The organism is Micromonospora sp. KC723 (genome assembly GCF_004348595.1).
In the GTDB taxonomy this organism is placed as follows: Bacteria; Actinomycetota; Actinomycetes; order Mycobacteriales; family Micromonosporaceae; genus Micromonospora.
The window spans coordinates 72,550-98,554 of record NZ_SMKD01000003.1 but is presented as its reverse complement, the minus strand read 5'-3'; the positions used below and the strand labels follow the sequence as shown (position 1 = coordinate 98,554).

24 protein-coding genes are annotated in these 26,005 nt (G+C 70.6%); 5 read left to right on the top strand and 19 right to left on the bottom strand.

Annotated features, from left to right (window positions below; genetic code table 11):
- Positions 1 to 169: 169 nt before the first annotated feature.
- From E1165_RS01960 to E1165_RS01900, 13 genes are all read right to left on the bottom strand, one after another.
- Positions 170 to 1,063, bottom strand: a complete 894-nt coding sequence (locus E1165_RS01960) for an LLM class flavin-dependent oxidoreductase (protein WP_132387050.1) — start codon at positions 1,061 to 1,063, stop codon at positions 170 to 172.
- Positions 1,064 to 1,083: 20 nt separating this feature from the next.
- Positions 1,084 to 1,359: an antibiotic biosynthesis monooxygenase gene (locus E1165_RS01955; RefSeq protein WP_165945105.1), complete on the bottom strand. Its 276-nt coding sequence runs from the start codon at positions 1,357 to 1,359 to the stop codon at positions 1,084 to 1,086.
- Positions 1,360 to 1,402: 43 nt separating this feature from the next.
- On the bottom strand, positions 1,403 to 1,921 hold the full coding sequence (locus tag E1165_RS01950; protein ID WP_132387048.1) for a DUF3224 domain-containing protein: 519 nt from the start codon (positions 1,919 to 1,921) through the stop codon (positions 1,403 to 1,405).
- A gap of 26 nt (positions 1,922 to 1,947) precedes the next feature.
- On the bottom strand, positions 1,948 to 2,274 hold the full coding sequence (locus tag E1165_RS01945; protein WP_132387046.1) for an antibiotic biosynthesis monooxygenase: 327 nt from the start codon (positions 2,272 to 2,274) through the stop codon (positions 1,948 to 1,950).
- 123 nt (positions 2,275 to 2,397) lie between these two features.
- Entirely contained in the window at positions 2,398 to 3,507 is a 1,110-nt protein-coding gene (locus E1165_RS01940) for a DegT/DnrJ/EryC1/StrS aminotransferase family protein (RefSeq protein ID WP_132387044.1), read from the bottom strand.
- Positions 3,476 to 4,933, bottom strand: a complete 1,458-nt coding sequence (locus E1165_RS01935) for an NDP-hexose 2,3-dehydratase family protein (RefSeq protein WP_132387042.1) — start codon at positions 4,931 to 4,933, stop codon at positions 3,476 to 3,478. Before E1165_RS01935 ends, E1165_RS01940 begins: the two co-directional genes overlap by 32 nt.
- 110 nt (positions 4,934 to 5,043) lie before the next feature.
- Positions 5,044 to 6,240 carry a 3-hydroxybenzoate 6-monooxygenase gene (locus E1165_RS01930; protein WP_132387040.1) on the bottom strand — a complete coding sequence of 399 codons (1,197 nt, stop codon included), beginning with the start codon at positions 6,238 to 6,240 and terminating at the stop codon, positions 5,044 to 5,046.
- 85 nt (positions 6,241 to 6,325) lie between these two features.
- Positions 6,326 to 8,230 carry an anthranilate synthase family protein gene (locus E1165_RS01925; protein ID WP_305792144.1) on the bottom strand — a complete coding sequence of 635 codons (1,905 nt, stop codon included), beginning with the start codon at positions 8,228 to 8,230 and terminating at the stop codon, positions 6,326 to 6,328.
- Positions 8,227 to 8,850 (bottom strand): isochorismatase family protein, encoded by a 624-nt coding sequence (locus E1165_RS01920; protein ID WP_132387038.1) that lies wholly within the window; start codon positions 8,848 to 8,850, stop codon positions 8,227 to 8,229. The genes E1165_RS01925 and E1165_RS01920 overlap by 4 nt, the downstream gene beginning before the upstream one ends.
- Positions 8,851 to 8,898: 48 nt before the next feature.
- Complete coding sequence (locus tag E1165_RS01915) at positions 8,899 to 9,684, bottom strand: 2,3-dihydro-2,3-dihydroxybenzoate dehydrogenase (RefSeq protein ID WP_132387036.1); 786 nt, start codon at positions 9,682 to 9,684, stop codon at positions 8,899 to 8,901.
- A 54-nt stretch (positions 9,685 to 9,738) separates the two neighbouring features.
- Positions 9,739 to 10,941, bottom strand: a complete 1,203-nt coding sequence (locus E1165_RS01910) for a 3-deoxy-7-phosphoheptulonate synthase (protein ID WP_132387034.1) — start codon at positions 10,939 to 10,941, stop codon at positions 9,739 to 9,741.
- On the bottom strand, positions 10,938 to 11,912 hold the full coding sequence (gene rfbB / locus E1165_RS01905; RefSeq protein WP_132387032.1) for a dTDP-glucose 4,6-dehydratase: 975 nt from the start codon (positions 11,910 to 11,912) through the stop codon (positions 10,938 to 10,940). The genes E1165_RS01910 and rfbB overlap by 4 nt, the downstream gene beginning before the upstream one ends.
- Positions 11,909 to 12,982 carry a glucose-1-phosphate thymidylyltransferase gene (locus tag E1165_RS01900; RefSeq protein ID WP_132387030.1) on the bottom strand — a complete coding sequence of 358 codons (1,074 nt, stop codon included), beginning with the start codon at positions 12,980 to 12,982 and terminating at the stop codon, positions 11,909 to 11,911. The genes rfbB and E1165_RS01900 overlap by 4 nt, the downstream gene beginning before the upstream one ends.
- Positions 12,983 to 13,221: 239 nt before the next feature.
- Between E1165_RS01900 and E1165_RS01895 the strand changes: the two genes are divergently transcribed.
- Positions 13,222 to 13,755, top strand: coding sequence for a GNAT family N-acetyltransferase (locus tag E1165_RS01895; RefSeq protein ID WP_165945104.1), 534 nt, complete (start codon positions 13,222 to 13,224; stop codon positions 13,753 to 13,755).
- Here the strand turns inward: E1165_RS01895 and soxR are convergent.
- Positions 13,736 to 14,212, bottom strand: coding sequence for a redox-sensitive transcriptional activator SoxR (gene soxR / locus E1165_RS01890; RefSeq protein WP_132387026.1), 477 nt, complete (start codon positions 14,210 to 14,212; stop codon positions 13,736 to 13,738). The genes E1165_RS01895 and soxR overlap by 20 nt on opposite strands.
- Positions 14,213 to 14,385: 173 nt before the next feature.
- Here soxR and E1165_RS01885 point away from each other — a divergent pair, with 173 nt between their 5' ends.
- Complete coding sequence (locus E1165_RS01885) at positions 14,386 to 14,979, top strand: NADPH-dependent FMN reductase (RefSeq protein ID WP_132387024.1); 594 nt, start codon at positions 14,386 to 14,388, stop codon at positions 14,977 to 14,979.
- A 339-nt stretch (positions 14,980 to 15,318) separates the two neighbouring features.
- The gene (locus tag E1165_RS01880) at positions 15,319 to 16,938 is read left to right on the top strand and encodes a glycoside hydrolase family 43 protein (protein WP_132387022.1); all 1,620 of its coding nucleotides are present in this window, start codon (positions 15,319 to 15,321) and stop codon (positions 16,936 to 16,938) included.
- 136 nt (positions 16,939 to 17,074) lie between these two features.
- Here the strand turns inward: E1165_RS01880 and E1165_RS01875 are convergent, their stop codons facing one another.
- Positions 17,075 to 17,611 (bottom strand): hypothetical protein, encoded by a 537-nt coding sequence (locus E1165_RS01875; protein ID WP_132387020.1) that lies wholly within the window; start codon positions 17,609 to 17,611, stop codon positions 17,075 to 17,077.
- A gap of 424 nt (positions 17,612 to 18,035) precedes the next feature.
- Between E1165_RS01875 and E1165_RS29670 the strand changes: the two genes are divergently transcribed.
- Together E1165_RS29670 and E1165_RS01865 are read left to right on the top strand one after the other, a co-directional pair.
- A complete protein-coding gene (locus tag E1165_RS29670) occupies positions 18,036 to 18,362 on the top strand; it encodes a helix-turn-helix transcriptional regulator (protein ID WP_243704541.1) in 327 nt (108 codons plus the stop codon).
- Between the two features lie 386 nt (positions 18,363 to 18,748).
- Positions 18,749 to 20,350 carry a DHA2 family efflux MFS transporter permease subunit gene (locus E1165_RS01865; protein ID WP_132387016.1) on the top strand — a complete coding sequence of 534 codons (1,602 nt, stop codon included), beginning with the start codon at positions 18,749 to 18,751 and terminating at the stop codon, positions 20,348 to 20,350.
- Between the two features lie 65 nt (positions 20,351 to 20,415).
- Here E1165_RS01865 and E1165_RS01860 read toward each other — a convergent pair whose 3' ends face one another.
- From E1165_RS01860 to E1165_RS01845, 4 genes are read right to left on the bottom strand one after another with little or no spacing between them, the layout of a single operon-like run.
- A complete protein-coding gene (locus tag E1165_RS01860; protein ID WP_132387014.1) occupies positions 20,416 to 21,177 on the bottom strand; it encodes an ABC transporter permease in 762 nt (253 codons plus the stop codon).
- A complete protein-coding gene (locus E1165_RS01855) occupies positions 21,161 to 22,168 on the bottom strand; it encodes an ABC transporter ATP-binding protein (protein ID WP_132387104.1) in 1,008 nt (335 codons plus the stop codon). The genes E1165_RS01860 and E1165_RS01855 overlap by 17 nt, the downstream gene beginning before the upstream one ends.
- A gap of 2 nt (positions 22,169 to 22,170) precedes the next feature.
- Positions 22,171 to 23,940: a condensation domain-containing protein gene (locus E1165_RS01850; RefSeq protein ID WP_132387012.1), complete on the bottom strand. Its 1,770-nt coding sequence runs from the start codon at positions 23,938 to 23,940 to the stop codon at positions 22,171 to 22,173.
- Complete coding sequence (locus E1165_RS01845; RefSeq protein ID WP_132387010.1) at positions 23,937 to 25,709, bottom strand: condensation domain-containing protein; 1,773 nt, start codon at positions 25,707 to 25,709, stop codon at positions 23,937 to 23,939. The genes E1165_RS01850 and E1165_RS01845 overlap by 4 nt, the downstream gene beginning before the upstream one ends.
- Between the last annotated feature and the right edge of the window lie 296 nt (positions 25,710 to 26,005).

Below are 26,005 nucleotides of genomic sequence, written 5' to 3'. Positions count from 1 at the left end.
CGTCCCTGAGCGCCGACCGGCGGGGGACTGGTCTCGACCGTGCGGTACGCCGTCGTTCTGCCGCCTGCTGCCGGCCACCCGCCCGCACGCAGGCAGGACCCGCCGGGGTGGCGCACGGCACGGAAGGCGCGGTGCGCAGCCCGACAGGTCCTGCCTGTGGCCGCGTGGATCAGAGCAGGGCCACGGCCTCGGCGAGCAGCTCGCACTGCTGTTCCCAGCCGTGCCCGAACGGCACGACGATCACGTGCTCGACGCCCGCGTCGGCGTGCGCGGCCAGCCGCTCGGCCACCTGTCCGGGCTTTCCGCTGACGACCACCCTGTCGGCGTGCTCGCGGGGCATGCCGAAGCCGCCGGCGCACAGGTCCACCAGCGCGTCGTGGCTCATCCCTCCGAGGTGGGAGTCGAGGGTGGCGAAGACCGACACCCCGACCCCGGGCGTGGGCCGCCCCTCGGCCCGGCTCAGCTCGCGGAGCCGCTCCCGGCCGTCGGCGACCTGGTCGAGGGTGACGGCTGCCGGCAGCCAGGCGTCCCCGAAACGGGCGGCGCGACGCAGCGCAGCGGGAGAGCCTCCCCCGATCCACACCCGCGGCATCGGCGCGGGCGGGGAGAGGGTCAGCGGCGCGTCGCCAGCGTCCGGCACGGGGGTGGCCTGACCGGACAACAACCGCGGCAGCGCGCGCAGGGCGTCGTCGGTGCGCCGGCCGCGATCGGTGGTGGACCGGCCAGCAGCCGCCCACTCCTCCGGCGGATGGCCGCCGACGCCGACGCCGAGTTGGAGCCGTTCGCCGGAGATCCTCTGAAGGGTGCCGATCTGTTTGGCCGCCCAGGCGATCGGGCGCAGGGCGAGCTGCATGACGCAGTACCCGACCTCGATCCGCTCGGTCACGGCCGCCGCCGCCGTCAAGGTCAGGGTGCTGTCCAGGATCGGGGTGCCCCAGGCAAGGTGGTCGCTGACCCACAGCGAATCCAGGCCGAGCGCCTCCACCCGGCGGGCGACCCGCACCGGGTCGGCGATGCCGCCGTCGGGCGCGGTGAGCGTGGTGTGACTGACACCGATCTTCATCTCTGTCTCCCGGCTGCCCGTCACTCGCCCTGGTAAGCGATCAGACACTCGTGATTCTCCAGCTCGATGATGTCGCTGACCTGGTCGAAGATCTCGCGTACCTTCGGCACCTCACACATCCGGCGGTACGACTCCGCGTCGGTCCACTCGGCGACGCTGAAGTAGACGGCGGGCTCCCGCTGGGAGCGCAGGAGTTTGTGGCGTACGTGCCCGGGGAGCGTCGCCATGAAGTCGCTCCCCTCGCGATAGACCCGCTCGTACTCCTCTGTGGAACCGATGACCCGGATCCTGTTCACGCACACGTACATGGGTCCCCTCTCCGGCGGGTGGCTGCGCGGATCACCCGAAGTAGTAGTTCAGCTCGTACCTTGCGGACCAGGAACCGCCGTTGTTGACCGCGGTCTCGGACCCCCGCCCCTTCAGGCCGGTGAGCTGCCCGGTCCCGGTGCCCTCCAACACGGTCCAGGAACTGCGGGCGGTGTTGCCGTCGGAGCTGCTGATCGTCTGGATGACGAAACTCCCGCGCCGGCCGTGCAGACTGCCCACGACGTGGATGAGTCCCGCCTCGTTGCTGGTGCCGTCTGGCCTGGTCAGCATCTGCGCCTCGGCCGAGCCGGTGCCCTTGATGTCGCCCTGGAAGACGTCGGAGGCATGGAAGCGGTTGAGGGCCGCGCCGTTGTCGAGCTGTTGGTACGGCACGATGCTGAACTCCGTGACGCTGAAGGTGCCGGTGGCCACCCTCACCCTGGGCCCCACGTCGTTCGGGCTCGCCTGCGCACCGCCTGCCGTCGCGGCCAGCGCGAGAACCCCCACCACCCCGGCGGTCCACCGTCGCCTTCTGGCTGAGGTCGTACCCATCGGTCGTCCTCCCTGCACAGGGGTGGTCACACCCGCTCCCGGTCGAGGACCATCGAGCAGTCGTGGTGCTCGACGACGATCTTGTCCTTGCTCGGATCCCGAGGCTCGGTCAGCGAGATGACCTGGCCGAAGATCTCCACCAGCTCGTCGATGGTGGCCAACCTCCGGTATGCCTCGACGCTCTCCCACTCCGAGATCGCGAAGTAGACGCCCGGCTCGGAGTCGCTGCGCACCAGGCGCTGCCGGATGTGCCCGGGCTGCTTGGCCATGTAGTCGCAGGCCTCCTGGTAGAAGCGCTCGTACTCCTCGGGGGTGCAGTCGGTGAGAGTGGCCTTGTTGACGCTGATGAACACAGAACCTCCCCAGGGTCGGGTGGTCGGACACTGTTCCGGCGCCCGTCTGGCGACCAGGATCCGGTACGGCCCTAGAGGCTGGCCCGTCCCTCGCTAGAGGCGGGCCAGCCGGCCGTGCCCGACTCACAAGGTGGCGAGCACCTCGCGCAGCGCGTCGATCACCTTGTCCTGGGTGCCCCTGGGCAGTGAGGCGTACATCGGCAGGGAGAAGATCTGGTCGGCGAGCTCCTCGGTGTACGGCAGCGTGCCGATCCCGTATCCGAGGTGGGCGAAGCCGCTCATGGTGTGCACCGGCCAGCGGTAGCTCACGTTCAGCAGCACGTCGTACTGCTTCATGCGCTCGATGATCCGGTCACGTTCCGGGTGCCGGACCACATAGAGGTAGTAGGAGTGGTCGTTGCCCTCGGCCAGCTTCGGCAGCACGAGGTCGGTGCCGGCGAGCGCTTCGGCGTACCGGGCGGCGACCGCGCGCCGGCTGGCCAGGTACCCGTCGAAGCGACGTAGCTTGCGGCGCAGAATCTCGGCGTGCACCTCGTCGAGCCGGCTGTTGTGCCCGGGCGTGGAAACCACGTAGTACTGCTGCTCCATACCGTAGTAGCGCAGCCGCCGCAGGTTCGCCTCCACCTCGGGATCGGAGGTCACGACGGCGCCGCCGTCACCGTAGGCGCCGAGCACCTTGGTGGGGTAGAAGGAGAAGGCGGCGGCCCGTCCCATCGTGCCGGCCAGCTGGCCGTGGTGCCGGGCGCCGTGGGACTGGGCGCAGTCCTCGAACAGGATCAGGCCGTGCCGCCGGGCCAGCTCCTGCAACGGCCGCATGTCGACGCACTGGCCGTACAGGTGCACCGGCAGGATGCAGGTGGTCCGTTCGGTGATCGCGGCTTCCACCTGGTCGGTGTCCATCAGGTACGTCTCGGGGCAGATGTCGACGAAGACCGGCCGCGCGCCGATCTGGTCGATGGCCACGATGGTCGGCGCGGCGGTGTTGGCGACGGTGATCACCTCATCGCCGGGACGCACACCCACCGCGCGCAGCCCGAGCACGATGGCGTTGGTGCCGTTGTCACAGCTGACGCAGCCGCTCACACCGTGGTAGTCGGCGTACTCCCGTTCGAAGGAACGCACGCTCTCACCGAGGATGAGCTGCCCGGAGCGGAAGACGCTGTCGACGGCGTCCAGGATGTCATCGCGCTCGTTCTCGTACTCAAGTCGATAGTCCCAGACCTGCGTGGTCATTGGCGTGGGTCACCCTTTCGGTGTGCGGGTCGACGCCGGCGCCCTCCCCGTCCTCCGACGGCTCGCTGTGGAACCGCAGGCAGGCGAGGAGGTTGCGGGCCTCGACGTTGACGTAGTTGCCGTAGCGCGCCAGCTCGGCGAGCTGGGGGATGGTCATCCAGGTGAAGTCGGGACGGTCCACCGTGGGGAAGTCGTCGTCGACCTCGACGATCAGGTACCGGTTCGTGGCGTGGTAAAAGCGCCCTCCCTCCTCCGAGTGCACGACGTCGAAGCGGATCCGGCGCCGTGGAGCGGCCAGGACGTGGTCCAGGAAGGGCGGGCGTCGGTGCTCGGGCAGCCCTCGGTAGTTGTCGGGGGAGCACTGCACCGTCGGTGCCATCTCCACCACGTCGAAGGTGCCGGCCTGGGTCCGCGCCTGCACGAGCAACTGGTGTTCGCCCCGGTGTCGCCGTAGCAGGAAAGCGACGACGCCCTGTCCCACCGGCGCGAGCAACGGCTGCGACCAGCGGCTGACCTCCCGGCTGCCGGCCTCGACGTGCACGCCGATGACCGAGAAGTAGCGTCCCAGCTCGTGGGTGATCCGGTCCGGCCCGCAGATCCAGTTCTTGACCTGGTTGAGGGGCACCCGTCGCCGACGCAGGTCATAGCGGGTCTTGACCTCGGTGAACCAGCTCAGCGGCTCGGCGATGTCACGGTGTGACATCGTCACCGGGCGTCCCTCGTAGCCGGCGAGCAACTGGTGGAAGCCCCCGTCCCGGGCGGAGACGGGCCGTTCCGGGCTGCCGTCGTGCTCGGAGAACGGGTAACCGGCGAGGACCGTCCGGGAATCCATGTTCACCAGATTGTCGACCTTGAGCAGGGCGCCGAGCTGGTCGCGCGTCAGCCAGCAGAAGCCGGGGCGCAGCGGCACGTCCTCGGTCACCTCGATGATCATGTTGCGGTTCCGTTTGTGCAGGAACCAGGCGCCCTGCTCGGACTGGAGCACGTCGGAGAGGACCCGGCTGCGGCGGGGGGCCATGAAGTACTCCAGGTACGGCACCGACCGGCCGCCGTGCACCCGGGTGTAGTTGCTCTTGGTGGCCTGCACCGTCGGCGACAACTGCAACAGGTTGATGTTGCCCGGCTCCATCTTGGCCTGCATGAGGAAGTGCGGCACCCCGCCGAACCTGCGCACCAGGATGCCGAGGATGCCGGACTCCGGTTGGTCGATGATCGGCTGGGACCAGCTCTCCACGAGGCCGTGGTTCGTCTGCACCTCCAGCCCGTCGATGGTGAAGAACTTCCCGCTGCGGTGGGTGATCGCGCTGGTTTCCGGGTCGATCGACCAGCCCTCGAGACTGTCCAGGGGCGCCACCGTCACGCGGAAGGAGTGGGCGGTGTGCTCTTGTTCGAACCAGTCGTGGAACTCGGCGATCCGGGAGAACATGGGATACCTCCGTTGGCCTGGCCGCGCCGGACCGGTCGGGGGACCCCGGGCGGCGCGTGATCTAGCATCGGGTGGCGCGCTGGAGCGCCGGATACAGTCCGACTAGGGGCTCACTGTGGTACGCCGACCCGCTCGCCGATCTCGCGCGCGTCGTGCAGCCAGGCGATCTGGTCGTACAGATCGGTGGCGCTGAAGGCACGCAGCAGACGGTTGCGGGCCAGGGCGGAGCGGTGTGCCGGATGGTAGAGCCGGCTGCCCATCCTCCGGGCCACGAGCTGCGCCCGAGCGGTACGGTCCTGGCGCAGCGCCACGAAGTCGCGCAGCTGCTGTGGCACGTCGTGGCTCGGGGCCGCGAGCAGGTCCCCGAGCACGACCGCGTCCTCCAGGGCCTGGCAGGCGCCCTGGGCGGCGTACTGCAGCATGGGATGGGCCGCGTCGCCGAGCAGGACGACGCGCCCGTCGGCCCACTGTGGCACCGGGTCTCTGTCACAGAGCACCCACGTGCGCCAGTCGGCGCCCAGACCCAGCAGCTTCCTGGGGGTGGGGCTGAGCCCGGCGAACTGCCCCCGTACGTGGGCGTCGTCGACGGGCCGTCCGCTGACCACCGCGGTGGCGTTGTCGTCGCGGGTGGCCGCGAGGTTGAGGTGCTGGCCGCCGGCGACGGGGTAGTGCACGACGTGCCAGGCCGGCCCGGCCCACAGGGTGACGCAGTTCCAGCGCAGCTCGGGCGGCACCCGTTCCATCGGGATCAGACACCGGTAGATGGTGTGGCCGGAGACCCTCGGCTCGCCGTCGCCGACGAGTTGCCGGCGGATCGCCGAGCGGATCCCGTCGGCGCCGACGAGCACGTCGCCGTGGAACTCGCGGCCGTCGGCGAGGACGGCCCACACCCCCGTGCCGTCCTGCCCGTAGCCCACCACCCGGCTGTCGCTGTGCAGCACGATGGTGCGGGCCTCGCGGCAGGCGGCCAGCAGGGGCTGGAACAGGTCGCTGCGATGCACCACCACGTACGGGTTGCCGAAGCGCTCACGGTATCCGGCGCCGAGCGGCAGGCTGGTCACCTGCTCGTCGGTGGTGCCGTCCATGAACCGCAGCTCGTCGATGAAGACCGCGCGCCGGCGCACCCGGTCGCCGACCCCGAGCCGGTCGAGGGCGTGGAACGCGTTCGGCGCCAGCTGGATCCCGGCCCCGAGCTCGGTGAACTCGGGGTTGCGTTCGAGTACCACCACCCGGTGGCCGGCCCGGTTGAGGGCCAGGGCGGCGGCCAGTCCACCGATGCCGCCACCGACGATCAGGACCTGGAGCATGCGCGGATCTCCTTTCCGTCTCCGGAGTCGAGCGGCGCCCGTGGACCGTCACTGGCGCGGCGACGTCCGGCCGCCGGGGCCCCGCTCACCGCGCCACCGCCGGGTGCCGGGCCAGCAGCTCCCGCAGCGCATCCCGGATCACCGCGGCGCCGTCCCTGCTCAGCACCGACTCGGCGTGGAACTGCACGGACCAGAAGTGCGGTCCCCGCAGGGCGTGCACCTCGCCCGTCGACCGGTCCCGGCTGACCGTGACCGACTCGCCGCTGCCGTAGGGGTGCTCGTCGACGGTGCTGAAGGCCGCGAAGCTGTTGTAAAAGCCGAGGCGCGCGGGCCGCCCGAACAGGTCGATCTCCTGCTGGACACCCTGGTTGGGTGCTGGCCGTCGGGTCACGCGCAGCCCGAGCAGACGGCTGAGCACCTGGTGACTGAGGCAGACCGCCAGGAACGGTTGACCGGTGCCGAGCAGCCGGCGCATCGAGACGGTCAGCCAGTTCACCCGGGGGTCCTGCTCGTTGGTCGGGTCGCCGGGGCCGGGCCCCATGACGACGAGGTCGTGGTCCTCGTATCGGTGCTCCTCGTCGTAACGACGGGTGGTCACGGTCAGTCCCATCGACCGCAGCAGTGCCGCGATCATCGCGGTGAAGGTGTCCTCGGCGTCGATGACGAGCACCCGCCGGCCCGCCAGGTCCGGCGTGTGCTCGCCGCTGTCGCCGACCGGTCGCAGCCAGAACTGGGCGATCGGCTCGTTGCGGCGGGCCAGGGCGGCCTGGACCCGTGGGTGGTCGGCGAGCCTGCCGGGGGCGGCGCTGCCGAGCGCCGCCAGTAGCGCCGCGGCCTTGCCGCGGGTCTCCGCCACCTCCGCCTGCGGGTCGGAGTGCCGCACGAGGGTGGAGCCGACGGCGATGCGCAGCCGGCCGTCGGGGGCGATGTCCGCGGTACGGATCAGGATGGTCGAGTCGAGAGTGCGGTCGCCGGTGGCGTCACGGCCGATGAGCGCGGCGACTCCGCTGTAGTAGGCCCGTCCGGTCGGCTCGTGCCGGGCGATGACCCGGCAGGCGTTCTCCAGCGGGCTACCGGTCACGGTCGGGGCGAACATGGTCTCGCGCAGGATCTCCCGCACGTCGTAGGACGTCCGCCCTTCGATCAGGTACTCGGTGTGGGCGACCTTGGCCATCTGCTTGAGGTACGGCCCGTGCACCCGGCCGCCTTCGTCGCAGATGCGGGCCATCATCTTGAGTTCCTCGTCGACGACCATGTACAGCTCGTCGGTTTCCTTCTCGTCGGCGAGGAAGTGGATCAGCTCGTCGAGGCGGGGCCCCGACGGGGGATAGCAGTAGGTGCCGCTGATCGGGTTCATCACCACGATCCCGTCGCGCAGGCTCACGTGCCGCTCCGGGCTCGCTCCGATCAGCGTCCGGTCGCCGGTGTGCACGAGGAACGTCCAGTACGTCGAACTCTCCCGTTCCAGCAGCCGACGGAAGAAGGTCAGCGCGACCCTCGGGGTGTACTCGGAGATGTCGGTGACGAAGGAGCGCCGGATGACGAAGTTCGCGCCCTCACCGCTGCCGATCTCGTCGCGCACCACGTCGCGTACGATCCGGGCGTAACCGTCGTCGTCGACATCGAAGCCGCCGCCCACGACGGAGATCGGCACCTCCGGTAGCCGGGCGACCACCGTCGGCACCGGAACGCGGGCCTCCCGTTCCACCCGGATGACGGTCAGTGGCGTGCCGTCGTCGACGCAGACGAACCCGCGCTCGGCCACCTGCCGGTACGGCACGAGCACGAGCGCCTCGTGCCGCTCGCCGTCGGTGGCGGGTGTCGCCTCCGGCAGCGGGATGTCGGCAAGGGTTTCGACGGTCAGGGCGGGGCCGACGACCACGTCGACGTGGTCCGGCCGGCCCTCGCGGTGCAGCAGCGCGAACGGGCCGGTCCGGCCGGCCAGGACCTCCGCCAGCAACGCTTCGCCGGCATGGGTAAGGGTGCTCACGGGCGTGCCCCCACCGGCGCCGCGGCGGTGAGCACCCCGACCGTGCTGGTGACGGCGGCGCTGCGCTCGGCGGCGTACCGTAGGGCCAGCGCGTGGTACTCGGCGGAGAAGTCCGCCACCGCGTCGCCGACGAGGAAGGCCTGGATGTCGTGGGTCAGGGCGTCCACCGTGGTCATCAGCACGCCGACGTGGGCGTACACCCCGCAGCAGACGAGCTGGGTCCGGCCGGCGGCGCGCATCCGCCGCAGCAGGTCGCTGCGGTGGAACGCGCTGTACCGCCACTTCGTCAGCAGCCAGTCCCCGGGTTCCGGGGCCAGCGGTGTCACCACGTCGCGGTGCTCCGGGTCGGTCGCCATGCCCGGACCCCAGAAGTCCCGCAGCAGGCCGCGATCCGCCGGGCTCATCCCGCCGGGTTGGGCGGTGTAGGCCACGGGCAGGCGCTGCTCCCGCGCCCACGCCAGCAGCCGCGAGCAGTTGGCGACCAGCTCCGTCACCGGCGACCGGCCGGCCGGGAAGGGGCGGAGGAAGTAGCGCTGCATGTCGTGGACGAGCAGCACGGCGCGCCGCGGATCGAGGGTCCACCGGACGGTGTTGGCCGGCAGCGCATCAACGGTGGGCATGGAGTACGGGGTGATGTCGGGGATTCCCACTGCGACCTCTCAGGTGTTTCAGACGCCGAGCGTGGCGCCGCCGTCGACGGTGAGCTGCTGCATCGTGATGTGCGAGGCCCGGTCGGAGAGCAGGTAGAGCACGGCGTCGGCAACCTCGCCGGGCTGGGCGACCTTGCCGAGGGGGATGCCCACCCGGTACGCCTCCGGCCGGCCCGCGATGGAGGCCGACACCGCGTCTCCGTCGGGCCACAGGGCCCGCAACATCGGCGTGTCCGTGGAGCCCGGCGCGACCAGGTTGCAGCGGATGCCGTGGGGCGCCACCTCCAGGGCGAGGCAGCGGGTGAACGCGCTGACCGCGGCCTTGGACGCCGAGTAGGCGCTCATGCCGGACCGGGCCGTGCCGACGACGTTCGAGGCGATGTTGACGACCGCGCCGGCGGCCCGGGACGTCATCCGGCCGACGACCGCGCGGGTGACCAGGAAGACGCCGGTGGCGTTGACCTCGAGACACTCCGTCCACTGCTCGTCGGCCAGTGCCGTCACCTCCCCGACGTGCAGCACGCCGTGGCTGTTGACCAGGTAGCTGATCGGACCGAGCTCGGTTTCGACCCGGTCGACGACCCGCTCGACGCGGGCTCGGTCGCTGACGTCCACCTCGTACGCGGTGGCCCGGTGGTCGTCGCTGCGGATCTTCTCCACCGTGGCGCGGAGGCGCTCCGCGTCGCGATCCAGCGCGGCCACCGTGGCGCCGTTCGCGGCCAGCGCCCGCGCCACCGCCGCACCGATCCCGCTACCGGCACCGGTCACCAGGGCGATCCTGTCGTGGAACTCGCGAAACTGCATGACCTCTCCCAACGGTTCTGACCGGGCAGGAACCTCGTCGCCATCCATGTCCACTCACTCGTGCCATGCGGAGACGACCGCGACGGCCTGCTCCGGATTCAGCCGGGGATCGCACTTGCTCGTGTACCGGCCGCTGGCACCGGGCAGGTGGTCCTCGTCGAGCACGCACTCGTGTACCTGGTCCGGGGTGGTCTCCAGGTGCAGGCCGCCGGCGACCGCGCCGCCGGCCTCGACCACCGCACGGAACTGCCGGACCTCGCGGGCGAGACGACGCACGAAGCGGGTCTTGACCCCGGCGTGGACGACGGTGTTGCCGTGCATCGGATCGCAGAGCCAGATGACCGGATGGCCGTTGGCCCGGACCGCGTCCACCAGGGCGGGCAGGTGGTCCATCACCGTCTCGGCGCCCATCCGGGCGATGAGGCAGAGCCGTCCCGGCTCGCGGTGCGGGTCGAGCCGGTCGCAGATGCGGACCAGTTCGTCGGCCGACATGCTCGGCCCGACCTTGCACGCCACGGGGTTCGCCACGGCGGCCAGCAGGGCCAGGTGCGCGCCGTCGAGCTGGCGGGTCCGGTCGCCGATCCAGGGCCAGTGTGTCGAGGTCAGGATCAGTTCCCCGTCGCCACAGTCCCGCAACATCGGCAGCTCGTAGTCGAGCAGCAGGGCCTCGTGACTGGTCCAGGTCCGGCGTCCGGCGGCGGTATCGCCGTCGAGCCTGCCTCGCAGGGCCTCCATCGCCGTGCTGGCCGCCCAGTAGCCGGACAGCAGGCGCTTGGGGTCGGGACGGCGCAACTCCGGGTGTGGTTCCGGGCTGTTGACCAGGTGCCCCCGGAAGACCGGTAGTTCCCGGCCCCCGACCAGTTCCGTGGGTTGCGAACGCGGCTTGGCGAACTGTCCGGCGATCCGTCCCACCCGGACCACGCCCCGGCGCGACCCCAGCCACATCGCGGAGGCCAGCATGTCGATCAGGGTGGCCTTTCGGGCGATCTGCCCGTGGGTGCACTCGGCGGGGTCCTCGGCGCAGTCGCCACTTTGCACGACGTGCCGCCGTCCCTCCGCCACGTCGCGGAGCAGGGCCCGCAGCGCCAGCACCTCTTCCCGGGTGACCAGCGGCGGCAGTTCGGCGAGGTGGTCGCGCATCTGCTGGACGGCGTCGGCGTCCTCCCAGTCGGGTTGTTGGAGGGCGGGGAGCGCGGCGCACTGCGCGATGGCGCGGGTCAGGGCGGGGGAGCCGGCCGTGCCGGCCGTGCCGATCATGTCGTCACCCGCACGGTCGGGTCCCAGAAGCTCCGGTTGTCGCGGTACCACTCGACGAGTTGGCGCAGCCCTTCGTCGAGCGACCAGCGCGGCTGGTAGCCCAGCTCAGTGCGGATCTTCGTGTCGTCGACCGAGTAGCGCAGGTCGTGACCCTTGCGGTCGGTGACGTGCCGCACCCGGCTCCAGTCGGCGCCGCACAGCGTCAACAGCCGCTTGGTCATCTCTCGGTTGGTCAGCGCGACGTCGCTGCCGATGTTGTAGATCTCCCCAGCTCGCCCGTGTTCGAGCACGAGCTGGACGGCCCGGCAGTGGTCGTCGACGTGCACCCACTCCCGGACGTTGTCTCCCTGGCCGTAGAGGGGCACGTTCTCGCCCCGCAGCAGCTGGGTGACGAACCGTGGGATGAGCTTCTCGACGTGCTGGTACGGGCCGTAGTTGTTGCAGCAGCGGGTGATCCGTACGTCCAGCCCGTGCGTGCGCCAGTACGCGCGTGCCACCAGGTCGGAGCCGGCCTTGGAGGCGGAGTAGGGCGAGTTGGGCCGCAGCGGCTCGGCCTCGGTCCAACTGCCCTCCTCGATGGAGCCGTACACCTCGTCGGTGGAGATGTGCACGACGGTCTCGACTCCGGCGCGCACGCACGCCTCGAGCAGTACCTGGGTGCCGATCACGTTGGTACGCATGAACTCCGTCGGTCCGCTCAGCGAGCGGTCGACGTGCGACTCGGCGGCCATGTGCACGACCTGCCGGTGGCCCGGCAGGAGGTGTTCGAGGAGCTCCTGGTCGCAGATGTCGCCCTTGACGAACGTCAGGCGGGGGTGGCTCATGGGCAGGTTGCCCACCGAGCCCGCGTAGGTCAGGTTGTCCACGACGGTGACGTCGACGTCGACATAGCGGGGGTATGCGCCGGCGAGGAGGCTGCGGACGTAGTGCGAGCCGATGAAGCCCGCGCCGCCGGTGACCAGGATCTTCATGCCGCCACCTCGGCGAGGGCGTGATCGCCGATGATGAGCCGGTGCGGGGCGGCGGAGGTGCCGTTGACCTGCGCCCAGCGTCCCACCAGTGAGCGGCGCAGCGCGGGGAGGCCGTCGACGTCGGCGCCCTCCAGCAGGATCGAGTCCTCGATGCCGGAGTTGCGCACGACGCAGCCGCGCCCGACCGAGGTGCCGGGCCCGAGGTCGCTGTCGGTCACCCGGGCGCCCTCGCCGATGACCAGTGGGCCGGTCAACCGGGACCGTTCGACCAGCGTGCCTGCGCCGACGACCACCGTGCCGCGCAGCACGCTGTCCGCGTCGACGTGGCCGGCGATGTTCCCGGCCTGGTCTGCGTCGAGCCGCTCCAGCAGTTCCCGGTTGCACTCCAGGAGTTCGTCGATGCTCCCGGTGTCCCGCCAGAAGTCGGTGTACTCCTCGGCGACGACCCGGTGACCGGTGTCGACGAGGTGTTGCAGGGCGTCGGTGATCTCCAACTCGCCGCGGCCGCTCGGCTGGATCGCCCGGACGGCCTCGTGGATGACCGGGGTGAAGAAGTACGCGCCGGTGACCACCAGGTCGCTCGGCGGGTGGGCGGGCTTCTCCAGCAGGGCACGCACCACGCCGTCGGTGTTCACGTCGACCACCCCGTACCCCTGTGGGTCGGGCCGCTTGGTGACGGTGACCAGGGCATCGGGACGCCGCCGCGCGAAGGCCGCGGCGGAGCGGTGGATGCCGCTGGTGAAGACGTTGTCGCCGAGGTACATGACGAAGTCGTCGTCGCCCAGGAAGTCGCGGGCGATCGCCACGCAGTGGGCCAGCCCGCGGGGCTGGTCCTGGCGGATGTAGGTCGCGGTCAGGTCGAGATGGGTGGCCTCGTTGACGACCGCCATGATCTCATCGGCCCGTTCGCCCACGACGATGCCGACCTCGCGTACGCCGATCTCACGGATCTTCTCCAGGCAGTGCACGAGTACCGGTTTTCCGGCGACAGGTACGAGTTGCTTGGCCAGCGAGTACGTGAAAGGGCGCAGCCGTGTTCCCTTTCCGCCGGCAAGAACGAGCGCTTTCATGGCAACCTCTCGATCGACTCAAGGTGACAGCCAGAATCGACAGTGCCCTGTTGCGCATGGGTGAGCTTAGAGTTGGTTTAGAGGCGGCTTCGAGGGGGTGTGGCTGCGGCAACCCCTAGACTTTCTCTAGCCGGATGCTAAGAGAACTGCACGGCGTCGGTGTTATGCGCGATTCGCCGTAACCCGTGGACCTGCTGTGCGTCTATCATCGGTCGGGAATGCGCGCTAGCGTGTATCGCATGATTCTCACGGACTTCGTCAGTTATCTGGAAATGACCTCTCCGGACCAACTGCGACCGGCGGTGGTGGATCGCGCGCTGCGGTTGAGGTCGGTGGGCATGGACGAGTTGCCGCTGGTCCGGAAGGTGCATGACGTGGTGGCCGGCCCTCACGACTGGGAGTCGCTGCGCTGGTCGGAGCAGCGGTGGCGCGAGCACCTCGGTCGTCCCGGTGTGCACACCTGGATTGCGGAGTTCGGCGGAGCGCCGGCCGGGCTGGCGCAACTACAGGTCCAGCCGGGCGGCGACGTCGAGACCGAGTTCTTCGGGCTGATGCCGGAGTTCATCGGTCGAGGAATCGGCGGAGGTCTGTTGACCCTGGTCACCCGGGCAGCGTGGGGTCTCCCGTCGGTCGACGGCACCCCGATCCAACGGGTCTGGCAACGCACGTCGGTGTACGACCACCCCAACGCCCTGCCCGGGTACCTGGCCCGGGGGTACCGGCTCTACCGCACCGAGGCGCGGCAGCGGGAGTTCACGAGCCTGCCCCGGTAGCCTTCCGGCCGGTGCCGTACGGGGCGAGCCGGTGCGGTCCCGAGCCCAGGGCGCCGAGGACGTCGTCGGGGTTCGCCAGCAGGCAGCGGTCGATGGACAGGCATCCGCAGCCCACACAGTCGGCGAAGCTGTTCCGGAGCAGGCGCAGGTAGTGGATACGGGCGTCGAGGTCGTCCTGCCAGCCGCGGGACAGCCGTTCCCAGTCGGCCCGGTTGGGCGCCCGGTCGTCGGGCAGTTCCGCCAGCGCCTGGGCCACCTGCGCCAACGGTATGCCGACGCGTTGCGCGATCCGGATCAGCGCCACCCGGCGCAGGGTGTCGCGGCGGTACCGCCGCTGGTTGCCGGCGGTCCGTGAACTGGTGATCAGCCCCTGGCGCTCGTAGAAGTGCAGTGCCGAGACGCTGACCCCGCTTCGCTCGGCGAGCTGACCCACCGTCAACTCCTTGTCGGGTGTCATCGGTTCACCCCTCTGTTGTTCGTCTCTTTCGCCAGCTTGACCCTAACAATTGTTGAGGTTTTAGGGTGGCTGTGGTGGTGGTCATCGCGACGGCCGGCGCCGGCAGAGCGAAATCGGGCCGGCCACGCATCCCTCGCGGCACGCGTCGGGATCGAGAGATTGTGGAGGTAAGTGTGACGGAAACGCCGTACCGGCTGGCGATCATCCTGGCCAGCGTTCGCTCGGGCCGGTTCGGTCCGGTGGTGGCGACATGGCTCACCCGGCAGGCCGAGCAGCGGGGGGACGCCGTCGTGGATCTGATCGACCTGGCGGAGACCCCGCTGCCGGTGACCGGCCAGGCGACCCCGGTCAGCACCGGGCAGTACGAGGCCGCGGAGGTGCGTGCCTTCGCCGAGCGGATCGGCCGGGCGGACGCATTCGTGGTCGTCACGCCGGAATACAACCACGGCTACCCCGGTGCGTTGAAGGTCGCCATTGACGCGGTGAACCCGGAGTGGCATGCCAAGCCGGTCGGCTTCGTGTCCTACGGCGGCATCTCCGGCGGACTGCGGGCGGTGGAGCAGCTGCGGGTGGTCTTCGCGGAGCTGCACACCGTGACCGTTCGCGAGACGGTCAGTTTCCCGATGTGCCACGGCAAGTTCGACGAACACGGCGATCCGCTGGAGAGCGGGCCGGTGAACCAGGCGGCGAAGGCGCTGCTGGACCAGATCACCTGGTGGGCGCGGGTGCTGCGCGACGCTCGGGCAGCCCGGCCCTACCGGGCCTGAGTCCACCTCGGCCGATCAGCCGAGGTAAGAGGCGAGGGGGCGTCCGGTCCCGGGGCGCCCCCTGGTCAGTCGGGGACGTCGCGGCGCTCGGCGGTGCGCGGTGTTCCGCGCTCTCACGGGACATCCGTCGACGGGAGCGCCCGGCCTTCCAGCGCTGCGGGCTGGAAAACACCGAACTGGGTCGATAGGCTTTCTGGCCGTTGGTCGACTCTGATGACGGCTGTGTGGGCGTGGGGGTGGCGGGAACGCGACCGCGCCGGAGCGTCCGAACCCGGCCGACACGCCCGTCGTCGAGCCGTTGTCGCCGGTGCCGCGACAACGGGATCAGGGAGGCACTCCATGAGGGCGGTCCAGGAGGAAACAGCCACGGCCGGCGCGGCGGCCCGGACGGTTGGTTGGGACGGTGGCGTCTTCACCAACCCGGTGATCGCCGGCTTCCACCCCGACCCGAGCGTGTGCCGGGTGGGCGACGACTACTTCCTGGCCTGCTCCAGCTTCGAGTACTTCCCGGGCGTACCGATCTTCCACAGCCGGGACCTGGTGCACTGGGAGCAGATCGGCAACGCCCTGGACCGGCCCGGCCAGCTGTCCCTGCCGTCGGCGACACCGTCCTCCGGTGGTGTCTACGCGCCGACGTTGCGGTACCACGACGGCCGTTTCTGGCTGATCGTCACCAATGTGGCCCCGGGCGGGGGAAACCTGGTGTTCACCGCCACGGATCCCGCCGGCCCCTGGTCAGACCCGGTCAGGCTGCCCGACGTCGCGGGTATCGACCCCGATCTCGCCTGGGACGACGAGGGCCGGTGCTGGTGCACCTCCGCCGGGGTCTACCAGGTGCGCATCGATCCGGTGACCGGCAGGACGGTCGACAAGCCACGACAGCTGTGGTCCGGCACGCCCGGCGCCCAGGCGCCCGAGGCGCCCCACCTGTACCGGATCGGCGGCTACTGGTACCTGATGATCGCCGAGGGTGGGACCGAGCGGGGGCACGCGGTCTCCATCGCTCGTGGACCCGCACCCGACGGGCCGTTCGAGGCGTGCCCCGCCAACCCCATCGTGACCCATCGGGGCACCAACCGACCGATCCAGAACACCGGCCATGCCGACCTCGTCGAGGCACCCGACGGCTCGTGGTGGATGGTGCTGCTCGGGGTACGGCCCCGGGGTGGTACCCCCGGTTGGCACGTGCTCGGCAGGGAGACGTACCTGGCGCCGGTCACCTGGGTCGACGGTTGGCCCGTCGTCGGCGAGGTCGCGCCTGTCATGGCGGCGCCACCGTGGCCGGCGCACCCGGTGGCGGTGCCGCCGGTGCGGGACGACTTCGACGCGGACCGGCTGCACCCGCGGTGGATCTCGGTGCGTTCCCGGCCCTCCGCATGCTGGTCGACGACCGACCGCCCGGGGTGGCTCACCCTGCACGCCCGTGGCCGATCGCTCGACGATCCCGACGTCACGTTCGTCGGCCGTCGCCAGCAACACCTGTCCTGCCGGGTGGGAGCAATGGTCGACACCACCGACGGGCAGGGCGGGCTCGCCGTGCGCATCGACGAGCAGCACCACTACGAGATCGAAGCCGGCGGCGGGGAGGTGCGGGTCCTGGCGCGAACGGGCTCGTTCCGGCCGACGGTCGCCACCCGGCCGGCTGCGGCCGGGCCACTGCGGCTACGGATCGACGTGGTCGCGTCGTCGCCCCGGAGCTGGCATCCGCGCGAGGAGCCGGACGTCCTGCACCTCGGCGTCGAAGCGGAGGACGGCACGTTCGACGTGCTGGCCGAACTCGACGGCCGGTACCTGTCGACAGAGGTTGCCGGCGGCTTCACCGGCCGGGTGATCGGGATGTACGCCGTCTCCGGCACCGTCCGCTTCGACTGGTTCGACTACGAGCCGTTCGACCCGGACGCGCCGGAGGGTCGCGGACGGCGGGCGACGGCCGCGGAGGCGTCCGGGTCCCGGTGGTAGGGATTCGACGACCCGGGCGAGGTTGACGTCGGTCGATCCCTCGACGGTCCGGTGCCGAGAACACACCGGCACCATCAGTTCCGCCCGTCGGGATCCCCCGTCGCCCGCCTCGCCCGGGCTCTCGCGCGTCAGGATCTCAGGAGACGCGGCCCGGGTTCACCCAGGCTCCGTCCGGGCCGGCGTACACGCCGCCGAGCCCGGGGACCCAGCCCGCCGTCCCACCGGTGGTGGCCGACTCGACCGCGTCGAGGATGTTGTCGAGCACGTCGATGTCGACGTCCACATCCAGCTCGATGTCGCGGATGCAGACGACGACGGCCTGGGCGTTGACGTTCGTCGCAGCCGCCACTCCGGTCTGAGTGAACACGTTGGCGCCTCCAACGATGACGTTGTCGCTGATGTTCTGGATGACGTTCGCGTCGGCGTTCTGGTCGTTGGTCGCGCAGGTGACCCCGTTGCCCTCGCTGTCGCGCAGGTTGAACCGCTTGCGCGTGCCGTTCTCACGCGTCTCGTCAGCCGAGTCCCTTTCCCACTCCCGCTCCTGGTTCGAGTTCCTGGGCTCCTTGGTCGGCCCGTCGGTCGTGGCGAGCGCGGCGGCCGGCGCAGCGAGCAGCAGGGCGGCGCTTCCCAGCACCGCCCCGCCGGCGAGCTTGGTCAGAAACCTCTTCGACATGTCCCTCATCCCTTCTCTGGGTCGGCTCAGGAGGACGAGCCACGATGAACGTTAGGCGCATTCATGTCTGATCAGGTCTTTTTCCGGGCTTCTGCCGATAAGGGTCATACGAGTGGTATACCTGGTTGTTTCACGTTCGCTGAGGAAACCCCGGTTCGGGACGGTCTGGTAGCGAGACAGGTGGATCGGCCCGCCTGGGCGTACCCGTTGTCGCATGCCGCCCGGCAGGACCTGGCACCGGTCCGATGGAAGCGCGAACACGTCCGGCACACGGAGGCGGGCGCGCCGGCGTGGTCTGAGGATCGGAGCATCCCGTTCACGGCGGCCACCGCGATTGTGCACGAGTGGGACGACGAGCCGGCGCTCCGCACTCGCCGCCGTGACGTGGCGGTTGGCCGAACGGCCCAGCCCGATCGTGGTACCGGTGGGGCGATCGCCGGAGTTGCGTCGTGCCCTGCGGCTGACCCAGGACCGGCTCGCGGTTCAGGTCCGGCTCGAGGACGTGGCACGCGAGGTCGGCCTTGCGCCACGGTCGCTGGCCCGACGGTTCGAAGAGACCGGCATGACGTGGCGGGCGACCCTGCGCTGGATGCGGATGCTGCGCGCGATCGAGGAACTCGCCGCGGGCGACGCCTCCGTGACCACGGTTGCCCTCACCGTCGGCTACACCCCACTGTCGGCGTTCAACGCCGCGTTCCGGGAGCTGACCGGCCGAACCCCGACGCAGTACCGGACCAGCTTCCCGCCCTGACCGGACGGGGGATCGGCGCGCCCGCCGACCCGGATCGGACGTGACATCCGGCGACACCGGCACGGGGTACTGCTGGGTCGGCGGCGAAGGCCTGATCGGGCTGGTGCAATCGGGTGCGCCGGATCCCTGCGCCGGTGCAGTGATCGCACGTACCGCGTCAGGCATCTGGCGGACCAGTCGCGGGCGCCGACGCACGCGCGGTCGTCGCGTGACGAGGAACACCTGAGTGGATGATCCGCTGACCGTGAAACCGGGGGGCGGAGTGTCGTCGGCGGCGGCTAATCTGCGCTGCGGGATCCCCCTTCCGCACGTCACGCCTGCCCCGGCAGGCGCCGTGCCGCACCACGCTGACCCGGTCACCCCGGCCATTCCCCTCAGGAGACTTCGTGACGCAGCAATCTGTCGCGACCCCACAACCTGTCGCGACATCCGACAAGCTCGACGCCGCAGTCCTCAAGGTAGCGGGCGTCGTGGTGCTCGGCGCGATCATGTCGATCCTCGACGTGACGGTCGTCAGCGTCGCGCTGCCGACATTCCAGAGCGAGTTCGGCGCGTCCTACGCCCGCGTGGCGTGGACGATGACCGGATACACGCTCGCGCTGGCGACGGTCATCCCGCTCAGCGGGTGGGCCGCTGACCGGTTCGGCACCAAACGTCTCTACATGATCGCCCTGGCGCTGTTCACGATCGGGTCGGGCCTGTGCGCCACGGCTGACACCATCGGGCAGCTGATCGGGTTCCGTGTGTTGCAGGGCCTCGGCGGCGGCATGCTCATGCCCCTCGGCATGACGATCATGACGCGGGCGGCCGGACCGCACCGCATCGGCCGGCTGATGGCCGTCCTTGGCATCCCGATGCTGCTCGGCCCGATCGGCGGCCCGATCCTCGGTGGCTGGCTGATCGACGTGGCGAGCTGGCACTGGATCTTCCTGATCAACCTGCCGATCGGCGTCGTCGCGCTCATCTACGCGCAACTGGCCCTGCCGAAGGACAACCCCGAGCCGTCGGAGTCGTTCGACTTCCTCGGCATGCTGATGCTCTCGCCGGGACTCGCCCTGTTCCTCTACGGGGTCTCCTCGCTGCCGGAGACCGGCACCTTCGCCGACGCGACGGTCTGGCTGCCCATGCTGATCGGCGGCTCGCTGGTGCTCGCGTTCGTCCTCTACTCCTTCAAGCCGCGGCACCCGCTGCTGGACCTGCGGCTGTTCCGCAACCGCAGACTGACCGTCGCGGCGGTGACCATGTTCGTCTTCATCATCGCCTTCATGGGTGCCGGCCTGCTGTTCCCGAGCTACTTCCTGCAGGTGCGCGGTGAGTCCACCCTGGCCGCCGGCCTGCTGATGGCGCCGCAGGGCATCGGCGCGATGGTCACCATGCCGGTCGCCGGCGTACTGGCCGACAAGGTGCCGGTCGGCCGAACGGTGCCGTTCGCGTTGCTGCTGATCGTCGCCGGGCTGTTCACCTTCACACAGGTCGATCCGAACACCTCGTACGTGCTGCTCTGCGGGTCGCTGTTCGTGATGGGCCTGGGCATGGGCGGCACGATGATGCCGATCATGACCTCGGCGCTGAAGACGCTGACCGGCCCGGAGGTGGCCCGCGGTTCCACGCTGGTGAACATCCTCCAGCAGATCGGCGGCTCCGTCGGCGCCGCGGTGATGTCGGTGATCCTCACCAACGAGCTGAACGGTTCCCGGCCGATCCCGGGCGTGTCCGATCCGAGCGGCGAACCGGTCAGTGAGGCGGGGCTGGCCATCGCCGCCCAGCAGCAGCCGGAACTGCTCCAGCAGTTCCCGGTCGACACCTCGCTCATCGAACGCGGGCTCGACTTCGCCGCCGACTCGTTCGCCACGACGTTCTGGGTGGCCTTCGCGCTGGTGCTCGTGACGATCATCCCGGCCGCGTTCCTGCCCCGCCGGCGGGAGCGGTCGCACCTGCTTGACGACCAGCCCGAGGACCAGCCGAGGACGCCGGTCGTCGTCCACTGACAAGGGGCGCCCGAGGGGCCGTCGGACACGCTCCGGCGGCCCCTCGGGCCTGGCCACCCCTGGGCTCAGGCGCTCTGCCGCAGGTAGGTCCGCACGCCGAGCAGGACCGACAGGACGCTGAGCAGGAAGGCGATCAGGACCGTCGAGAGTACGGTCGTGCTGAACACGTCGCCCTGGAACGCGCTGCGCATTCCGTCCACGATGTACCGGAACGGGGTCAGCCGGGAGACCATGTCCAGCCAGCGCGGTGCGAACGACATCGGCAGCAAAACCCCGGAGAGCAGAAGCAGCGGCATCAGGGCGGTGTTGAGGGTCGGCCCCAGGGTGTCCTCGCTCTTCAGCGTCAACGCGAGGGCGCAGGAGAGGCAGGCCAGGCCCAGCGACAGGAGCATGACCACGCCGAGCGCGGCCAGCACCCCCGGCACCGACGCCCGCAGACCCAGCGGCAGCGCCACCACGATGAGCAGCCCCGCCTGGACGACCAGCAGCGCGACGTCGCGCAGCACCCGGCCGAGCAGCAGGGCGACCCGGCTCACCGGGGTCACCCGCAACCGCTCGATCACCCCACCACGCCACTCCGCGATCACCCCGAAACCGACGAACGCGGAACCGAAGAGGCTCAGCTGCACCAGCACCCCGGGCACGTACGTCTGCCACGCGCGCTCGGCCGGGACGCCGGTGGTCGAGAGGGTGCTGGTCATCAGCGGGCCGTAGAGCACCAGGAACGCCACCGGCTGGGAGAGCCCGATGATGATCCAGAGCGGGTTCCGCAGGGAGATCCGTGCGTGTCGTTGGAACACCAGCAGGATGTCAACGAGCAGGGACATGCTCCGCCCTCTCGGTGGTCGGGGTCGGTGGGGTCGGGCCGTTCGGGTCGTCGCGCAGGCCCCGACCGGTGAGGGTGAGGAAGACGTCGTCCAGGCTGGGGCGGGCGAGCTGCAACGCGCGTACGCCGAAACCCGCGCCGGCCAGGGTGGTGATCACGTCGATGATGCCCTGCTCGCCGTCGGCCAGGGTGACCTGGAGACCGCCCGCGGCCGTGACCGCCGCCTGCCGGACCCCGGGCAGCCCGGCCAGCAGTCGCCGCGCGGCGTCCGGGTCCCCGGCCACGTCCACGGTCAGCACGTCGGCGGCCAGTTGCCGTTTCAGGTTGGCGGGGGTGTCCTCGGCGACGATCCGTCCGTGGTCGATCACCAGGATGCGGTCGCAGAGCGCGTCCGCCTCGTCCAGGTAGTGGGTGGTCAGGAAGACGGTGGTGCCGTTCTCGTCGCGTAGGCGGCGGATGTGCTCCCACAGGTTGTTGCGGCTGTGCGGATCCAGGCCGGCGGTCGGCTCGTCGAGGAAGACGATCTGCGGCTCGTGGACCAGGCCGAGCGCGATGTCCAGCCGGCGACGCTGCCCGCCGGACAGCGAGCCGACCGGCCGGGTACCCAACCCGTCGAGGTCGAGCTGCGTCAGGAGGGTGGCCACCCGACGACGGGCCGGTCCGGCCCCGATCCGGTACAGCCGTGCCTGCAGGAACAGCTCCTCCTCCACCAGCGCGTTGGGGTCGGTGCCGCCGTACTGGGCGACGTACCCGATCCGGCGGCGGACCTCCCGTGGTTCGGTACGCAGGTCCGCGCCGGCGATGCGGGCCGTGCCGCTGGTCGGTTGCAGCAGTGTGGTGAGCATCCGCAGGGTGGTGGTCTTGCCGGCGCCGTTGGGGCCGAGGAACCCGACAATCTCCCCGGGCTGGACCCGTACGTCGACCCCCCGGACCGCCGCGACGGTCTGCCGACCGGCCCGGAAGGTCCGGGTCAGGCCGTTCGCCTCGATGATGCTCATGGCTGTACCTCGCTTTCCGCGTGGACGGCCCGGCCGTCGCCCTCGGCGAGCACCGGCAGGTCCCGCCAGGCGTGCGGATCGGTCGGGTCGGCGGGGGCGCCGGCGTGCAGGACGTACCGGTGCGGCGCCATCGCGGTGTACGAGCCGGCGAGCCGGCGGAGGCAGGCCAGGTGCGCCCGCGCGGGGTCGTTGATCTCGCCCGTGGCGGCCAGATGGGCGACGATCATCTCGCCGTCGCCGTCACCGCGGCCGACCACGAACGCCTGGGCGGGCCCGGGCAGTGCCGCCCGCAGCACCCGGTTGACCTGGCCGAGCTGGATCCAACTGTGGTCGATGTGGTGCCAGTCGCCGTCCCGGGCGATCGGCACGATCCCGGCGATCTCGCCGATCTGCGCCAGCGGGATGTTGTCGGTGGCCGCCGCGGCGAGCACCCGTTCGGTGCCGAGCAGCAGCCCTTCCATCTCCGCGTCGGGAAGATACCGGTTGTCCCCGGTGATGAGCTCCAGGATCAGCGACTGCTCGGTCCGCACCAGGTGGAACAGGAGCAGGTTGTCGAAGCCGGCCGGGGTCCACCAGTCGACGAACGTCTCGGCAGTGGCGACCGTCGGCAGGTCCGGCGGGGCGTTACCGGAGATGTTGTTGAACACCCCGTCACGGATCATGGGTAGGCCCCGTTCGTGCGCGATGCGGTCGTGCACCCGCTGCAACGCCTCGGCGTCGAAGACGCTGTTGCGGTTGGCTCGCAGCAACGCGGTCCCGGCGTGCCAGACCAGCGCGTCGTAGTTGGGCTGGTCGGCGTCGAGGCCGATCAGGCCGTCCTGGGCGACGGTGCTGACGTACTCGCGCAGCCGTGCGCCGAGCCGGTTGGCGGCGGGGGAGTAGAGCACCACGTGTCGCTGCCCGCTGCGGGTGGCGAGCACGGCGGCGAGCGCGGCCAGGACGGCCATCGGCCGGCTGGCGCCGGTGCGGGCCGTGATCCGGTCGAGCGCGGCCGCCGCGCGCGGCGAGTGCAGCTCGGCGCTGCGCGGTGCGAGCGGCGGCGCGCTGCCGTCCGGCTCGGCGCCGTCCGCCGGCTCCACCGGTACGACCGGTCGGGGCAGCACACAGCGGGGACGCCGCCGCAGGATGCCCGACCAGTACCGCAGCGCCGCCTCGGCCTGCCGCCGGCTCTGCGGTGAGCGTTCCCGCGCGGCCCGGTCCAGCGGCTGGTGCGGCGGCTCGTCCCGGTCGCTGGCCGTCCCGGCCAGCAGTGCGGTGAAGCGTCTGCCCAGCACGGCAATGCTTCCGTAGTCGGCGGCCATGTGCGAGTAGACCGCGACCGCGGCGTGCACCAGATCGCCGTCGACGGCCACGGCGAAGCGCAGCGGCAGGTCGGTGGAGAGGTCGATCGGTCGTTCCCGCAGCCGGCCGATCAGCTCCCGGGCCAGCGCCGCACCTCCGGGCCCGGCCGGCCGTTCGTGGACCTCGATCGGCAGTTCGACGCTGCGGGCCACGCGCTGCACCGGCCCGTCCGGCCCGTCGTGGTACGTGGTGCGCAGCGACTCGTACCGGCGCACCAGGCCGGCCAGGGCGGCACACGCACGGTCGAGTGTGGTCCCGGCCGGCACCGTGAAGACCCATTGATCCAGGCTGAGGAAGTGGTCGTCGGTGAGCGCGGAGATCCATTGCAGCGCGTTCGCCTGTCCCAGGGTCAGTGGGCCCTGCGCGGCGCGGGCGCCGTCCACCCGAAGGTGGATGGTGCGGACGGTCTCGCTCGGGGCGATCATCGGTCACCTTCCGTGGCGGTGCGGCCGGCACCGGAGGCGAGCACAGGTTGGGCACGCCAGGCAGCCGGGTCGGTGGGGTCGGCCGGGGCCGAATCGTGCAGGACGTAGTGGTGCGGGGTCGCCACGGCGTACCGGCCGCCGAGGCGGGCCAGGCAGGCCAGGTGAGCCTGCCGCGGGGTTCGGGCCCCGTCCGCGGCGACGAGGTGCGCGACCAGTCGGTGCCCGGGCCCGGCCGGGACGGCGAACGCGTACGCGGGGGTGGCCAGAGCGTCGTGCAGCAGCGCCTGGACCTGGCTGAGCTGCACCCAACTGACCCCCACCCGCACCCAGTCGCGGTCGCGGACCACCGGGGTCAGCCCGCTGAGGGCAGGTATGTCGTCGAGGTTGACCCGCCCCGGACCCGCGGCGACGAGGACGCGTTCCATGCCCCGCAGCAGGGCCGCGATCTCGGTACGGGGTACGTGCCGGGTGTCGCCGGTGCTGACGCCGAGGATCATGGCCGGGTGGACGGCGATCAACTGGACCACCAGACGGTTGGGGAAGTGTGGCGTCGGTGTCCAGGTGAGGCTGCTCTCCGCGGCGGCGGGCGTGGGCGACCAGCGCAGGTCGGAGTGGTCGAGCACCGGCAGTTGGACGTTGGCCGCCTGCCCGGCGTCGCGGGTCAGGTGGGCGCTGATGTTGTTGAAGACGCAGTCTCGGCTGTAGTCCATGCCCTGCTCGTCGTTGATGCGGGTGGCTTCGGCCACCAGGTCGCCCACGTCGAAGATGCTGTTCCGGTTGGCCCGCAACATGGCCGCGCCGGTACGCCGGACCAGGTCGTCGAAGGTCGGTCCAATCACGTCCACCACCATCAGACCGTCCTGCGCCAGGGTGCCGACGTAGTCGCGCAGCCGGGACGTGAAGCGGTTGCTGGACAGCGCGGCGAACACGCAGCGGGACTGACTCACCCGTACCGACACCACGGCGGAGAATGCCGCGAGTACGGCGGCGGCGGGACCGGTCTGGGTGCGGGCGGCGATCTGGTCGAGGGCCGCGGCGGCGGCGGGTGAGCGCAGCGCGGCGCTGGCCGCGCCGCTCTCCGCGCCGTCGACGGGTGGCAGCGTCATCAGGCACTGGGGCGTCCGCCGCAGGTGCCCGGTCCAGTACCGTAGGGCCGCGGCCGTCCGCCGCCGTCCGGACGGTGAGGTCTCCTCGGCCGCCTGGTCGAGTGGCTGGTGCCGGCCCGTCCCGGCCGACCGCTCGTCGGGAGCGTTCACAAGCTCGGCGAACTCCCGACTCAGAATCGCCATGCTGCCGTAGTCGACGGCCATGTGTGAATACACGGCCACGGCTGCGACCGCTTTGTCGCCCGTGGCCGCAACAGCCAGGCGTACGGGCAATTCGTTGGCCAAGTCGAACGGTTTCTCCCGGAGTTGGCGAATCAAGTTACGGGATATCTGACCCGGATCGGCGGTGGCGTCGACCTGGTGCATTTCGGCGGTGAGCACCCCGGTGCGCAGGACGCGCTGGAGCAGCTCACCGTCGCGTTCGTGAAACGTGGTCCGCAGCGATTCGTGTCGGGTCAGCAGGATCGAGACGGCCTCGACCACGTCCGTGACGTGGACGCCGGCGGGTACCGGAAGAATCCACTGCAGGATGCCCATCGGGCTGGACAGGTCCGTCCGCATCCACTGCCAGGTGTTGCGTTGACCGCAGGTGAGCGGCCCTTCGCCGGCTCGCTGACCGGCGAATGCGATCTCCAGCCGGTCCGCCACCGTGGGACTGGACATCGTGCCTCCGCTCGTCGGGCGCCCCTACGTGCCTGCCGCTCCACCCTCGCCCCTGCGGCCCTGCCGCGGATAGTCGGGAAAACCCCATTGTTGTCCGGCCCGCTGGCCGGAGGTCACCGAAGCGGCCTGTACGTCCCGTTCGGTGTCGATTCCCAGCGGTTTGCGAATGAATAGTCGGCAAAGCAGGTGGTTTGCCTACTCTGGTTCATTGGCGGGTGCGTATTTCCTTTGTCTGGCCCAGGTTCCCGGCCCTCGGGAACCTGGGGATTACCCCATTGCTCGCCCGTGATCGGCTC